This window comes from Formosa sp. Hel1_31_208 (assembly GCF_900104785.1).
Classification (GTDB): domain Bacteria; phylum Bacteroidota; class Bacteroidia; order Flavobacteriales; family Flavobacteriaceae; genus Psychroserpens.
Genome location: NZ_LT629733.1, coordinates 1,705,708 through 1,720,747 on the forward strand (window position 1 = coordinate 1,705,708; position 15,040 = coordinate 1,720,747).

General features: G+C 33.2%; 16 protein-coding genes. 11 read left to right on the forward strand and 5 right to left on the reverse strand.

The features are described from left to right. Nucleotides 1-81: 81 nt before the first annotated feature. Both BLT57_RS07750 and BLT57_RS07755 read right to left on the reverse strand, forming a co-directional pair. On the reverse strand, nucleotides 82-1,134 hold the full coding sequence (locus BLT57_RS07750; protein ID WP_091424497.1) for a response regulator: 1,053 nt from the start codon (nucleotides 1,132-1,134) through the stop codon (nucleotides 82-84). Further along, nucleotides 1,134-3,011, reverse strand: coding sequence for a PAS domain-containing sensor histidine kinase (locus BLT57_RS07755; protein WP_091424501.1), 1,878 nt, complete (start codon nucleotides 3,009-3,011; stop codon nucleotides 1,134-1,136). Before BLT57_RS07755 ends, BLT57_RS07750 begins: the two co-directional genes overlap by 1 nt. A gap of 189 nt (nucleotides 3,012-3,200) precedes the next feature. Between BLT57_RS07755 and BLT57_RS07760 the strand changes: the two genes are divergently transcribed. From BLT57_RS07760 to BLT57_RS07790, 7 genes are all read left to right on the forward strand, one after another. Then, the gene (locus tag BLT57_RS07760; RefSeq protein ID WP_172827438.1) at nucleotides 3,201-3,812 is read left to right on the forward strand and encodes a WG repeat-containing protein; all 612 of its coding nucleotides are present in this window, start codon (nucleotides 3,201-3,203) and stop codon (nucleotides 3,810-3,812) included. 3 nt (nucleotides 3,813-3,815) lie between these two features. Continuing rightward, nucleotides 3,816-4,898, forward strand: a complete 1,083-nt coding sequence (locus BLT57_RS07765) for an efflux RND transporter periplasmic adaptor subunit (protein ID WP_091424507.1) — start codon at nucleotides 3,816-3,818, stop codon at nucleotides 4,896-4,898. Next, nucleotides 4,898-6,160, forward strand: coding sequence for an FtsX-like permease family protein (locus BLT57_RS07770; RefSeq protein ID WP_091424512.1), 1,263 nt, complete (start codon nucleotides 4,898-4,900; stop codon nucleotides 6,158-6,160). Before BLT57_RS07765 ends, BLT57_RS07770 begins: the two co-directional genes overlap by 1 nt. Nucleotide 6,161: 1 nt before the next feature. Next, complete coding sequence (locus tag BLT57_RS07775) at nucleotides 6,162-6,836, forward strand: ABC transporter ATP-binding protein (protein ID WP_091426702.1); 675 nt, start codon at nucleotides 6,162-6,164, stop codon at nucleotides 6,834-6,836. A 78-nt stretch (nucleotides 6,837-6,914) separates the two neighbouring features. After that, complete coding sequence (locus BLT57_RS07780; protein WP_091424515.1) at nucleotides 6,915-7,808, forward strand: DnaJ C-terminal domain-containing protein; 894 nt, start codon at nucleotides 6,915-6,917, stop codon at nucleotides 7,806-7,808. 1 nt (nucleotide 7,809) lies between these two features. Continuing rightward, nucleotides 7,810-8,106, forward strand: coding sequence for a chaperone modulator CbpM (locus tag BLT57_RS07785; protein ID WP_091424518.1), 297 nt, complete (start codon nucleotides 7,810-7,812; stop codon nucleotides 8,104-8,106). 10 nt (nucleotides 8,107-8,116) lie between these two features. Beyond that, nucleotides 8,117-9,037, forward strand: a complete 921-nt coding sequence (locus tag BLT57_RS07790) for a mechanosensitive ion channel family protein (RefSeq protein WP_091426704.1) — start codon at nucleotides 8,117-8,119, stop codon at nucleotides 9,035-9,037. A gap of 2 nt (nucleotides 9,038-9,039) precedes the next feature. Here the strand turns inward: BLT57_RS07790 and BLT57_RS07795 are convergent, their stop codons facing one another. The 3 genes from BLT57_RS07795 to BLT57_RS14055 form a co-directional block, all read right to left on the reverse strand. Beyond that, nucleotides 9,040-9,420, reverse strand: coding sequence for a hypothetical protein (locus BLT57_RS07795; RefSeq protein WP_091424522.1), 381 nt, complete (start codon nucleotides 9,418-9,420; stop codon nucleotides 9,040-9,042). A 3-nt stretch (nucleotides 9,421-9,423) separates the two neighbouring features. Next, a complete protein-coding gene (locus BLT57_RS07800; RefSeq protein WP_091424524.1) occupies nucleotides 9,424-10,059 on the reverse strand; it encodes a hypothetical protein in 636 nt (211 codons plus the stop codon). 217 nt (nucleotides 10,060-10,276) lie between these two features. Then, the gene (locus BLT57_RS14055; RefSeq protein ID WP_157717142.1) at nucleotides 10,277-10,432 is read right to left on the reverse strand and encodes a hypothetical protein; all 156 of its coding nucleotides are present in this window, start codon (nucleotides 10,430-10,432) and stop codon (nucleotides 10,277-10,279) included. Between the two features lie 120 nt (nucleotides 10,433-10,552). Here BLT57_RS14055 and BLT57_RS07805 point away from each other — a divergent pair, with 120 nt between their 5' ends. From BLT57_RS07805 to BLT57_RS07820, 4 genes are all read left to right on the forward strand, one after another. Then, the gene (locus BLT57_RS07805) at nucleotides 10,553-10,918 is read left to right on the forward strand and encodes an arsenate reductase family protein (RefSeq protein ID WP_091424526.1); all 366 of its coding nucleotides are present in this window, start codon (nucleotides 10,553-10,555) and stop codon (nucleotides 10,916-10,918) included. A 172-nt stretch (nucleotides 10,919-11,090) separates the two neighbouring features. Further along, the gene (locus BLT57_RS07810; RefSeq protein WP_091424529.1) at nucleotides 11,091-13,058 is read left to right on the forward strand and encodes a heavy metal translocating P-type ATPase; all 1,968 of its coding nucleotides are present in this window, start codon (nucleotides 11,091-11,093) and stop codon (nucleotides 13,056-13,058) included. A 116-nt stretch (nucleotides 13,059-13,174) separates the two neighbouring features. Further along, nucleotides 13,175-13,768 (forward strand): CDP-alcohol phosphatidyltransferase family protein, encoded by a 594-nt coding sequence (locus tag BLT57_RS07815; RefSeq protein ID WP_091424532.1) that lies wholly within the window; start codon nucleotides 13,175-13,177, stop codon nucleotides 13,766-13,768. 116 nt (nucleotides 13,769-13,884) lie between these two features. Continuing rightward, on the forward strand, nucleotides 13,885-14,982 hold the full coding sequence (locus tag BLT57_RS07820; protein ID WP_231928651.1) for a metallophosphoesterase: 1,098 nt from the start codon (nucleotides 13,885-13,887) through the stop codon (nucleotides 14,980-14,982). Nucleotides 14,983-15,040 lie beyond the last annotated feature (58 nt).

Sequence of the window (15,040 nt, forward strand, 5' to 3'; positions counted from 1 at the left end):
TTGTCTCTCATGCAACAAAACTAAGTAGTAGATTAATTTTATAAAATGATATCTATCATCTTTCGGTATAAATTCTTTGTATTAATACATATGTTGTAACGATTCTAGATCGACAATTTTTATATTTCTACCTTCCATTTCAATAAGTCCCTGTTTTTTAAAATCTGTCATGGTTCTAATTAAGGTTTCTGTAGCTATGCCCGCAACGCTAGCGAGATCGCTACGCGAAATCTTTATTGGGTCTTCAGGTCGTGGATTCATTTTTTGGGCAAATTTCACAATCGTAGCAGCTGTTTTTTTATGAACAGAACTATAAGCCATCTGTAATAATTGGTCTTTAATTCCTGTTAAATCATTGGTTAATAATTGTATCAATTCTAAAGTGACTTTGTGATTTAAGTCTAAAATTTTACGTAATTCACTTTTTGTGATTCCAACAGCTTCTGTGTCTTTTAAGGCTGTGGCAGTTTCTTGATAAGGGATGTTTTGAGTAAAGGAGGTAAATCCAAATAAATCATCTTCTTTATGTAAAGCTGTAGTTAATTCTTTCCCTTTTTCATCAAAAATGTAGCATTTCACCAAACCTTTTAAAATAAGGTATATATAACTTGAACTTTGGCCTTCAGAATAAATAACGTCGCCTTTACTATAACTGAAACTCTCACCATTATCATCAAAATAATTCTTTAAATCGTTTAAGGTTTTGAGTTCATCCTCTTGCTTGATAGGCTGCGTAATTGTTGATTCACGCTGTTCTTTTAATATAGAAACTTTTGCTAACCGACTTTCAATAGCACTTATTAATTCATCTTCAAAGAAAGGTTTTGTGATGTAATCATCGGCGCCTAAATTCATCCCTTTACGAACATCTTGCCGTTCGGTTTTGGCCGAAAGAAAAATAAAAGGAATATGCTTTGTCATTTTATTTGCTGCGAGTTGTTCAAGTACACTATAACCATCTAAAACGGGCATCATGATATCACAAATGATAATATCGGGAATGACTTTGATTGCTTTGTCGACCCCAATTTTACCATTTGAAGCTGTAACAACTTTATAGCTTGCGAGTTCTAAAATTTCGGCTGTATTTTCACGCAATACTTGATCATCTTCAATTAAAAGTACTTTTCTCATTATTTTGCTTTATTGGGTAATTCAATCGTAAATATGGATCCGTTATGTTCTTTGCTCTCAAAATAAATGTTACCGTTTAAATTTTCAATATGATCCTTGATAATATTAAGTCCGATACCAGTACCTTGGGTCAATAGCACATTTTCTGCCCTAAAGTAGCGTTCAAAAATATGTTTTTGATCAGCTATAGGTATACCGATACCATTGTCTTTGACTTTTAAAATAGTAAGCTCATCGTTTTGTTGGATGTCAATGTCTATTATAGTGTGTTCTGATGAGTACTTGATCGCATTGTTAACGAGATTGGTGAGTGCTAGTTCTAGTATTTTTTCGTCTTGATATAAGGATAAATCGTCTATGTTATCTGGGTAATTGATGTGTTGACCATCTTTTAAAAGCATATTGGCATTATAAACCACTTCATTAATTACTTTACTTATTTTAAACGTACTGAATTTATAATTCACTTTCCCTTTTTCTATTTTTTCAAGAGACAGAAAATCATTAATAATATTATTGAGGTAATTAATCTTATCTGAAATTGTTTTGATATGCTTATCTCGTTTAGGTTGTTGCGCTTCTAAAGTATATTTGCTGAGTAAAATCGCAGAGGTTTGTATAGCACTCAACGGAGTTTTAAATTCATGAGACACTAAAGATAAAAATTTAGTTTTTAATTCATTTAGTTCACGCTCTGATGCCAGTGCCACTCTTAATTCTTGTGTGCGTTCTCCAACAGTTTGTTCTAATCGTTTGGTATAGTTTTTCTGTTCTGTAATGTCTAAACATATGGCCACGTAAATATTCTGATCACCTAAAGTTGTGCGCTGCAGATGGATACTTACAGGATATGTGCTCCCAGATTTACGTTGGTGTAAGGTTTCAAATTCTATTTTATCTACATTGTCTTTTTCTAATAGAGAAATTTCTTTCCTAAACTGGACTTCATTATAATGAGGTTTAATATCGATTGGTGTCATATGTACTAGCTCTTCTAAGCTATAGCCAAGGTTTTGCTGTGCACCATTATTAACGTTTAAGAATTTTAAAGTTTCAGCATGTATTACATATATCTCATTGAGTGATTCATGAAATATATTAGCAAAATGATTTCGTTCTGCTTCTGCTACTTTTCGTTTGGTGACATCATTTTGTATACCAATAAAATGGGTGAGTACTCCTTTTTTATTTACAATTGGCATGATGTATAAATCGTTCCAAAATGGGGTGCCGTCTTTTTTATAATTCCGAATAGTAACTTGACAGCTCTCTCCTTTTTTTATAGCTTTTCTCAAGACTTTTAGTGGTTCTTGATCTCTATCATCTCCTTGCAAAAACCGACAATTTTGATTGAGGATGTCTTTACTAGAATAGCCTGTAAGTTTTTGAAATGCCGGATTAAAATAAATAATGGGATTATCCTTTTTAAGGGCGTCAGTGATGATAATTCCATTATTAGCAGATTGTAAAGCACTGCTTTTTAGCATGAGATCTTTTTCAGTTTGTTTTATTTCTGAAATATCTTTAATCAAAGCCAGTACATATTTTTTGTGATATACCTCGAACGGATTTAGTTCGACTTCAATTTCAATGATATCCCCTGTTTTAGTTAGACCATAAATATCACGAGCTTTACCCATGCTGCGCGCTTTACCTTTTTTAATAAAACGTTCAAAATGTGCGTCGTGCTTATCGTGATAGTTTGAAGGGAGGAGCAGATTTAAATTTTTATTGATAATTTCTTTTTTATCATAGCCAAAAATATACTCTGCTGCGCTATTGATTTCTACAATGTTTTGTTGATGATCCACGATAATCACTCCCTCTGAAATAGAGGCCAATAGGATGTTAAATATTTCTTGATCTTGAGGAAACATAATTGGACTTATCTTTAAGTCTAAAGTTACGAATTTTATGTAAGAAAGGCATGTCAATTACTGAAAATAAGTGTCACATGAAATCAGTCTGTATAGCTTGCATAGTCGTGTGTATTAACTATGATGGATATCATTTTATGATTGTGCTAACAACACTATATTTGGTCGTTAACATTAAATAACATGGTCATGAAAACACTTAAAAATTTATTATTATGTGCTTTGTTGATACCTTTTATCACCGCAGCACAGCCTCTCGAGGGATTAGATTTTGTCTCTCCATTTTATGACGGATTGGCAGCAGTAAAAAAAAATAATGAATGGGCATTTATAAATGAGAAAGGTGAGTTAGCTATCAATTTTAGAAGTGATTTGGTGGCGACACCTTTTGGAGATGATAGTTACCCCGTATTTAAGAACCAACGTTGCCTAATTAGTGAAATAGAAAATGGCATCTCTTACTTTGGATATATAGATGTGTTGGGGAATATTATCATTGAACCTCAATATTTAAATGCAACAAATTTTGAAAATGGACGTGCAGTTGTCTTAGAGTTAATGAAGGAATACGTTGGCAAGAATGACGCCTTAGACAAAAACGTAGCTTATGATAAATATCTTGAGGCAGCGATTGATACTAATGGTAGTGTTTTACATTATGTAACGCCTGAACGATATAATGTGCTTTTGGATAAAAAATTCTTAAAATGTCCTCCAACCATACGTGCTAAATATATTTCAAATACCTTGTATGCACATTTGAATGATGATGCTACATGGACTTTAATTTCAATAGAATAGCATATGACAAAATTTGTTTGCATTAGTTTGTTTTGTTTTGTTCTATTTAGTTGTAACAACACACAAGATAAAATTCTTCCAACAGAGCGAGATCTCGTAGAATCGGTGTACGCATCAGTCACGATTCAACCCGATAGTTTATACCAAGTATATGCGATTGTAGCTGGCATATTAGATCAGAATTTAGTAGAAGAAGGAACACGGGTTCATAAAGACCAAGCGCTCATCCAAATCATCAATAACACACCAAAACTCAATAGTGATAATGCTAAATTAACTTTGCAATTAGCGCAACAAAATTATAACGGCAGTTCGGCAATTTTAAAGGGTATAAAAGATCAGATCCATGCAGTCGAACTCAAGTATAAAAATGATTCCCTTAACTATTTCAGGCAAAAAAAACTTTGGGATCAAAATATCGGTTCAAAAGTGACGTATGATACTAAAAAGCTAAATTATGAACTCTCCCAGAATAGTCTAAGACTCCTTCATAATACATACAATAGAACTCAGAATGAATTGCGTACAGCCTTAATTCAGGCGCAAAATAATTATCAATCTACACTTATTAATACGAGAGATTTTACAGTTAAAAGCAAAATTAATGGGAAGGTATATGCCTTATTTAAAGAGCCTGGTGAAATCGTTAATACTATGGAGCCCATTGCAGTTATAGGAAGTGAAACTAACTTTATCATTGAATTACTGATTGATGAGGTAGATATTGTGCGATTACAAAAAGGACAGGAGCTTGTCATCAAATTAGACGCCTATGCGAATCAGGTATTTAAAGGACATATCTCTAAGATATATCCAAAAAAAGACGAACGTAATCAAACATTTAAAGTAGAGGCGACCTTTATACAAGCACCAGACGTGTTGTATCCAGGGCTCTCAGGTGAAGGTAATATCATTATCGCCACAAAAGAAAAAGTGCTTACGATTCCAGTCGCTTATCTTATGGATGGTAATCAGGTAAAAACAGATAACGGATTTATAACTGTTACCACAGGATTACAAAATATGGAATACGTTGAAATCCAATCGGGACTTTCTAAAGGCACCTATATTTATAAACCAGAATAATGGCAAACTGGAACGTTATACTGAACATCTCTAAAACACATTTACTGACGAAAATTAAACAGACGTCTATTGCCGCACTTGGTGTCACTTTTGGTATTGGCTCATATATCACTTTAGTGTGCTTTATGACAGGACTGAATGCGATGTTAGATGATTTAATATTAAATCAAACCCCACATATTCATGTTTATAATGAGATAGAACCGTCTAAACAACAGCCCATTTCTTTGTATGAAGAGGTTGGAGGTAGTTTTAATGTTGTGCATTCTATCAAACCCAAATTAAGTCCGAAAAAAATACACAATGCTCTACCTATTATTAATTATTTAGAAGAGAATGATGACGTTAGAGCAGCCCTTCCACAAGTAAAAACACAAATATTTTATATCGCTGGATCTATAGAATTGGGTGGTAACCTTACAGGAATAAATCCATTAAATGAAGCAAAATACTTCAATATGGGTGACTATATTGTTGAGGGTTCAGCTCAGGCTTTAGAAACTACAGATAACAGTATTCTCTTAGGAATAGGCATCGCAAAGAAAATGTCACTGAAAGTTGGTGATCGTGTTCAAGTTAGCCCAATTAATGGCGGCATCTTTCCATTAAAAATTGTAGGGTTTTATCAAAGTGGTATAGCTGATTTAGATGCCATTCAAAGCTTTACCAACGTAAAAACAGTTCAACGAATACTTGGGGCAGCAAACAATTACATCACAGACATAAATATCAAACTTTATGATATTGAGGAAGCGGTTCCATTAGCTAGGCGAATAGAGCAACAATTTGATTTAAAAGCTATTGATATCAAAACAGCTAATGCACAGTTTGAAACAGGGACAACGATAAGAAATCTTATTACATATGCGGTGTCAATTACACTGCTTATTGTAGCCGGATTTGGCATTTATAATATTCTAAATATGCTAATTTATGAGAAAATGAACGATATCGCTATATTGAAGGCTACGGGTTTCTCAGGCAAGGACGTACAACTCATCTTTATGAGTCAAGCTATGATTATTGGGTTGGTTGGAGGTGTGCTAGGCTTAATTATAGGCTATGTTTTAGCCAAACTTATTGGGACCGTTCCATTTCAAACAGAAGCATTACCAACAGTAGAAACCTATCCTATAAATATGAATCCGTTATTCTTTGTTATAGGCTTTGTGTTTGCATTGTTTTCAACATTTTTGGCGGGTTATTTACCTTCTAAAAAGGCTAAAAAAATTGATCCAGTTAAAATTATTAGAGGACAGTGAAATGAGTATTGTATTAGAAGCAAAACATATCAATAAGTACTTTAAAAAGCCTTTGTTATTTCATGTGCTAAAGGATATTAACTTCCAAGTAAAAGAAGGGGAATTTGCATCTATTATGGGCAAGTCAGGTTGTGGTAAATCAACCTTACTATATATTTTGTCAACTATGGATACAGATTATGAAGGGGAACTGTACTTGAACAATGAGCTGATTACAGGAAAGCCCAATGAATACCTCTCTTTTCTTCGGAATAAACATATTGGATTTGTATTTCAGTTTCATTATTTGCTTTCAGAATTTTCAGTCTTAGAAAATGTCATGTTGCCAGCAAAGAAACTTGCGGAAAAAACAATTCAGGAAATTGAACATGATGCCATGGAAAAACTCAAGATGCTCAACATTGAACATTTAGCAAAGAAAAGAGCCTCACGAGTTTCAGGTGGTGAAAAGCAGCGAGTTGCTATAGCTAGGGCATTAATAAATAATCCTTCTATCATCATGGGAGATGAACCCACAGGTAATCTGGATAGTCATAATGCTGAAAATGTCTTTAATATTTTTAAATCACTTAGTGATGATAAAGGTCTCTCGTTATTAGTGGTAACACACGATGAAGATTTCGCTAATAAAACGGATAGAATTATTCAAATGGGCGATGGCAAAATCATCGTATAATCATCGAAACTTATAGATGAGCAATGTCATTTTATAAGATTGATATTGATAGTATATTGTAAACTAAAATCGTATTTGATGGCAGTTATCGACTATTATGAAATATTAGGAATATCAAAGAAAGCTACTGCAAACGAGATAAAAAAAGCGTATCGGAAACTAGCTCGTAAATATCATCCTGATTTAAATCCCAATAATAAAGAAGCAGAGCAAAAATTCAAGAGGATTAATGAAGCCAATGAAGTATTGAGTAATCCTGAAAATCGTAAAAAGTATGATGAGTACGGTGAGCATTGGCAACATGCTGAAGATTATGAAAAAGCAAAACAGCAACAAAAACAATACACAAAACAACAAGGCTCTCAAGGCAGCTCTAGACGATATACAGATGAAGAGTTTTCCGATTTATTTGGCTCTATGTTTGGAGGAGGTTCTTCGAGAACTCATGGCGGACAGGTAAAATTTAGAGGTCAAGATTTTAATGCGGAGTTACAACTAGACCTTAAAGACGTATATACTGCTCATAAACGGACCTTAACCGTAAATAATAAAAATATACGCATCACGATACCTGCAGGTATAGAAAACGGACAGGTTATCAAAATAAAAGGTCATGGCGGTAAAGGTGTTAATGGAGGGCCTAATGGTGATTTGTATATAGCGTTTTCAATACGTAATACGTCTTCATTCAAAAGGAATGGACAAGACTTGTATGCGGCTGTAGATTTAGATTTGTATACGGCACTTTTAGGTGGTGAAATTACAGTCCATACATTTGACGGAAAAGTAAAACTGACCGTGAAACCAGAAACTAAAAACGGAACGAAAGTAAAACTCAAAGGGAAAGGATTTCCGAAGTATAAAAAAGAAGGACAGTTTGGGGATTTGTATATAACATATAATATAAAAACTCCAACAAAGCTTACTGCAAAAGAAAAAGAACTATTTACCGAACTATCAAAATTGCGATAATATGGATGCTACACATTTCATTTCAATTCAACAGTTTTGCACCCATTATAATGTGCCAATAACCTTTATTAACGCATTGCATGAGTACGATTTAGTTGAGGTTATAATTACTAAAAATGAGAATTACTTAAAAACCAATCAGCTAAATGATGTTGAAAAAATGATACGTCTGCATTATGATTTGGATATTAATTTAGAAGGGATTGATGCTATTTATAATTTATTAAAACAGGTAGAACATCTTCAATCTCAAATTCGAACATTAAAAAATAAGTTAAATGTTTATGAGCATTTTTAACCCGTATTCAATGACAGAACTAGAACATGTAAAAGAATGGATTATAGACAATCCCTTTGTTTGGAGTATTATTAAGTTTATGATGATACTGCTTATTATTCTAGTGGCTAGTAAACTCCTTAGACGCTATTTAAAAAAAAGGATATCAAGCACCGTTATACGTTATAAGGCACAGAAAGGAATCGAAATTTTCGGATACATCCTACTAGTCATATTAGCGATTACCTATTTTTCAGGAACCATAAAAGATTTTACCATTGTTATAGGTTTATTTACGGCAGGAATTGCCTTTACACTTCAAGAATTAATTTTGAGTATCGCGGGCTCTATGTATATTTTTCTTGTTCAGGTATATAAGCCTGGTGATCGAATAGAGATGAATGGAATTAAAGGAGATGTCATAGATGTGGATAGTATTTACACCACTATGATGGAAATTGGAGAATGGGTAAGTAGTGATAATTACAGTGGGCGCATTGTGAAAATAAGTAACGCTTTTGTATTCAAAGGTCCTATTTATAATTATTCTCATGATTTTCCATTTATTTGGGATGAATTTAATTTACCTATTCGCTATGGGTCTGATATAGATTTAGCAAAATCTATCGTTATTAACATAGCTTCAGAGGTGCTTTCAGAATTTACATCCAATTCAAAATCACAATGGAAAAGCGTTGTTAATAAATATTATATTGAAGATGCTCAAATAGATCCAACATTAGCAATTGCTCTTACTGATAATTGGATACAATTTAATTTGAGATATATTGTAGACTATAAGAAACGTCGCTCTATAAAACATAAGTTAAATGACCAAATAAGATTAGCAATAGAAAACACTGAAGGTAAAATCATTTTGGCGTCATCAACGATAGAACTTATTAAAATACCAGACCTAAACGTTAAATTCGATGGACAACGAACGACATAATTTTAATTTCTATTTGTGGTTGTTCGTCTTCCCTTTTCATTTACGATTCTATTCGAGTGATACGTTCTAATGCTATCATCAAAATAATTTTGAACACGAACCTGTCTTGCTCTTCTGAAATCTAGCCCATTATACCTTGGCGGTAATACGTTAACACGAATCCATACATTATTCTCATAATACAAGTAATTTCTTAAGGTTAAATCATAATAAATTGTATACTCTGGAAAATAAACATACCTCACATTAACCACTCTATTCGGGTAGAACCAAGGCGGTGTTGGATGGCTTGGTTGAGATGAAATAATAATAGGACCACAGCTTTCAAGGCTAATGAAAGCCCCTAATAGAAAAACGATATATATAATTTTTATTCTTTTCATGATTTAATTTTTTTCATTTATTAGTTGTTTCTCCTCTAAGGACTTAATAATAGCGGTCACATAATTAGTAACCGTTGAATTAACTTGTTTAGGATCTACAATGTCATACGAAGCAACCCAAACCAATGATTTATCCTTATTTTCTTTTAAGTTGTACAAAGACGCTTCGATATGATAAATTTTATACTTCGAGTAATAGCCTTCGAGATAATAAACATCTTGAGCTAAATAATAATAGCGTCCAAAACGTCTCCAATAATAGTACGTTCTAAAGTTATCTCCACTATAAGACACTTTCTCATCAATGCCTTTTACTGCAGAAATTAAAACAGTATCGAAACCTTCTGACGAGAGTCTTTTAATCTCCTTTTCAATATCATTTTCAGATTGTTTTGAACTTGTGAATTGAGGTTCAAAAACAGTATAACTTTCAATAGCGTGAATGCTTCTTTTGGCGAGTTCATTTTTCAATTGTTCTTCAAAGAGTATTCGTCCGTTCAGGTTGTCAGTTAAGCCTATTATAAGAACCTTCTTTGGTTGATAATTGACATAGTCTTCATTGACCCAGCTATCAGTTACTCGGGCTGTAGAGCAACTTGTAAATAGAACAATTAATAGGAGGTGAATATATACTTTCATCATTATGTGTTTTTATGATTTAAAAGTATTTGATTAACTTCAGTGCTACAATGATAATCATCAATTAAGACTTTGTCAAGACTCCTTAATTTTGAATTTAGAAAGCATCATTTTAAATGATATAATGACGTAATTATGTACAAGACATGTTCAACATAGGTAAAAAAAATGGTCTATTGTGTTTCTGTTTATAGATTTTATTAATCGATGTCTCATATTAGAATTTTACTGATCCAATTTTAATAATGATCCCAATAATAAAGAAGATAATACCTAAGGGCCAAACACCAGAATTTGGATAGATGAAGAGCCCTACAATAAGCCAAATTAAGCCTAGTGTTAAGAAAATAATGGATGTAGAGTTCTTTTGCATGATAGCTCGTGATTTATGAAGTTAAATCTAATCAAAGTTGAGCATACCTAAGCTGACGAAAATCATTTTTAGACGACTATTTTAAGTGTATTTTTAGTAGATTATATAAAGTAAAACCTCATGGGACAGATTGCTACCTCAAACCGTCAAATCACCTTGTATTATAGTTCTAAATCGGTGAGGGCCAAACAAACATTAATCTACGCTAAAGCAGAAGGATTACCCATTCAAGAGATTGATATTTTAAAAACTAAACTTACAGGAACTCAAATAGTAGAACTAGCCAATCGATTGAAAATTGAAGTTAAAGATTTTGTCAATCAGGAGCATCCAGAATATACGCGTCAGTTTGAACATCACGATTTCTCAGAAAATGATTGGATTAAGATGATTCAGAAACATCCTGAAATTATGAAACAACCCATTGCGTTGAGAGGTGATATTGCAATCTTGGTAGAAACTCCAACAGACATTATAAAAATTTAATGTTATCACTAATGATGTTATGCAAAAGTCCATTGCCAATTTTTAACTAAATAATATGTTCACCTTTAAAAACAATGCTATTGCTCATTAAAACTTATTGCTTCTTTTTTTTGAAAATAAAAAGAATAGCAACTCATATAAATTTTTTTAAATTTAACAAAAAGAGGTTTTAATGGCACAGCACAACCTAGAAGAGCACAGCGATAACCAAATCTTTAGACAAGATAAAGAGCTTTCTTTTGCTTTTTTATGCGGTATATTTCTTCTCGTTGGTTTTTTAATTGAAACATTATCTAATTTTTCTCATTGGCTGCCTTTGTCGAGTTATATAATATCCTACGTGTTTGGAGCCTTTTTTATCACTATTGCAGCCTATAAAAAAATTATTAAAGGCGGTTTTGATATTGATTTTTTAATGATTTCGGCAGCGGGAGGAGCTGCATATATTGGTAGTTGGGCAGAAGGTGCTTTATTACTATTCCTTTTTAGTTTAGGTCACGCTTTAGAACATTATGCAATGAATAAAGCCAAGAAGTCAATTGAGGCCTTAGGAGAATTATCACCCAAAACTGCGCTCGTCAAAAAAAAGGACACCCTCGTAGAAATACCGATAGAAGATTTAAGAATCAATAATGTAATTGTTGTAAAACCGAATACAAAAATTGCAGCAGATGGCGTTATCATAAGTGGAAGTAGTAGTGTAGATCAAGCTCCAATTACTGGTGAAAGTATTCCTTTAGACAAAACATGTATAGCCAATACAGAACACTTACCTGAGTTCACAGATATTGATAGAAGACATATTGTATTCGCAGGAACAATCAATGGCGATAATAGCCTTGAGGTTTTAGTTCTTAAACTCACTGAAGATTCTACAGTGTCCAGATTAATTAAACTGGTAAGTGAAGTTGAAACTCAAAAATCGCCCACACAAAGACTAACCAAAAAGTTCGAGAAATGGTACGTTCCAATAGTGATAATTGTTGTGTTCTTGCTGTGCCTAGCTCATTTAGTTATTGATGAAAGTTTTAATACAAGTTTATATAGAGCAATAACAGTGTTAGTAGCGGCTAGTCCTTGTGCCTTAGCAATCTCTACACCAAGTGCCGTACTGAGCGGTATTGCACGAGCAGCTCAAAAAGGTATTCTAATTAAAGGTGGAAAAGCCTTAGAAGATTTGGGGGAAATTACAACAATGGCATTTGATAAAACCGGAACACTTACAGAGGGAAGGCCTCAGCTAACAAACATAATTCCTTTTCATAATTTTGATGACAACACATTTCTTAAGTTAGTACTTGAAGTGGAGAGCTTAAGTAACCATCCACTCGCCAAAGCAATAGCAAATGATATTATAAAAAAGTATGCTATTGAATTTCAACATGAAGCCTCTGAAGTTTATGAGATACAAGGAAAAGGAATACGTGCGATTTATGAGGATAATGAAGTGTTTATAGGAAATGTAAAACTTATGGAAGCCTCAGGCATCATGGTTGACGATTTTGTTCTGACTAAAATGAAAGGTCTCTTAGAAAATGGACACACGGTTATGATTGTGGCCTGTAATAAGGCGGTTATCGGATTAATTAGTGTTATGGATACACCTCGGAAATCGGCAGTAGCAACATTAAAACGCTTAAGAGAAATTGGGATCAAACATATGATTATGCTTACTGGTGATCATCAAAATGTTGGTGATGCTATTGCAAAGCAAATTGGTCTTACCGATGTTAAAGGGAATTTATTACCCGAAGATAAAGTCGCTGCAATACAAACATTAATCAAAAGAGATAAAAAAATAGCTATGGTTGGAGATGGTGTTAATGATGCACCAGCAATGGCATTAAGTACGGTGAGTGTTGCAATGGGAGCTGCAGGCAGTGATGTGGCTTTAGAAACAGCAGATGTCGCATTAATGTCTGATAAAATTGAGAATTTACCATTTGTGATAGGTTTAAGTAGAAAATCAAAGCAAATTATTAAACAAAATATTTGGATAAGTTTAAGTGTTGTAGCACTGCTAGTTCCAGTGACTATTTTTGGTCTCACAAATATTGGTGTAGCTGTCGCTTTTCATGAAGGATCAACTGTAGTGGTTGTTTTAAATGCCTTACGTTTACTTCGTTTTAAAATGGACTAAAACCGAATATTAGAATACGTTGTCAATATGTTTAAGTACATGCATTCTTAATGCTAAACTGATAACCCTCATAGTTCATAAAACGCAGATATTTTACTTTTATAAAAAAGAAGAATATGCTTACCTTTAAAAACTACAATATAGCCGATTGGTTTTCATTTTATCGCATAGCAGCAGCTCCTTTCTTATTAGGATTGATTTGGATGGATCAACAATTGTTATTTGCGTCCTTTTTGTTGGTGAGTTACTCTACAGATGCTATTGATGGATTTCTTGCCAGAAAACTTAAAATTACGAGCCCTCGAGGTTCTCAATTAGACTCTTTTGGTGACCAAATAACACTTATTATTGGATTGGCAGGACTCTTCTATTTTGAAACAGAGTTTATAAAGGAAAATTTGACACTTATCATTATAGCCTTTATTCCTTATATCGTTCAAATGCTCATTGCCTATTTCAAATATGGAAAAGCCACAGCATTTCATACTTATCTTGCAAAAATATCGGCGATTATGCAAAGTGTATTTATTCTTTACGCTTTGTTCTTTGATCCTAACTATACACTTTTCTATATCATGATTGTGATTGGATTATTAGAAACATTTGAAGAGATTACTTTGATTTTTATGTTCCCTAATTGGGCGTCTGATGTTAAAGGTATTTATTGGGCATTAAAAGATAAACGGCGTTTAAAACAAGATAAATTATGAAAAGCTATTCGCTTTTTACTATCATCCTATTATGCATAGCTATCGTTTGTTTGGATACTCTGGCATTTTACTGGTTACAATCTATTACTCAATTTATAAATTCTTCTTCTCTAAAAATGAGCATTCATGTCTTGTTTTGGATATTTACTGCTGGCTTAGTGGCATCTATTATTATTTTAAAAATCAGACTGGATGATATGGATCCCAAGCGAAAGCATATTTTGGTATCGTCACTTTACGGACTTACAGTATCGTCATTTGTACCAAAATTCCTTTTTGTAATTATTATATCGGTTTTATATTTTACCAACAGTGTTTTTTCTGAAACGGAATCTTTGATTATTGTACCTGTAGTTGGTTTGTTATCAGGTTTTATTCCTTTTTTCTTCATTCTCTATGGCATTTTTAAATCGGCTTATCGCTTTAAGGTATATCATCAGAAAGTAAAATTTCAAAATTTACCAAAAGCATTCAACGGATTAAAAATTGTGCAACTATCAGATATCCATTTAGGCAGTTTTAATTATAGATATCACATTTTAGGTCCAGTTATCGAGAAGATTAATCATCTTAAACCTGATTATATCTTAATTACTGGTGACCTTGTCAATAATTATGCATGGGAATTACGGGGTTGGCACAGCGTGTTTAAAAACTTAAAGGCGCAAGAAGGGAAGTTTGCTGTTTTAGGAAATCATGATTATGGGGATTATAGTGAATGGAATAGCGAGGTTGAAAAGAATGAAAATTTTGAAGCTATTAAAGCATTTTACGAAACGATTGATTTTAAACTACTTTTGAATACATCACTAGTCTTATCACGCAAAGATGAACACATTGCCTTAATTGGTGTGGAAAATTGGGGAAAGCCACCGTTTAAACAATATGGAAAACTAGATAAAGCGATGGCAGATACTAGCGATATTCCCTTTAAAATATTATTATCACATGACCCAACACATTGGTCAGAAGAGGTCTTGAACCAAACAAATATTAATCTCACATTATCTGGTCATACACATGGCATGCAAGCAGGATTTCAGCGTAAGAGCTTTCAATGGAGTCCCATACAGTATAACTATAAGCATTGGGCAGGCTTGTACAAAGTGGGCAGGCAATATCTTTATGTTAATAGGGGTTTAGGTTGGTTAGGTTTTCCTGGACGCCTTGGCATGCGCCCTGAGATTACTCTTATAGAACTAAGAAGTGTTTAAATACTTTAACTGATTTTTATCATAGTAAAAAAAAGGGTTATTAACTACCTTGACAGGA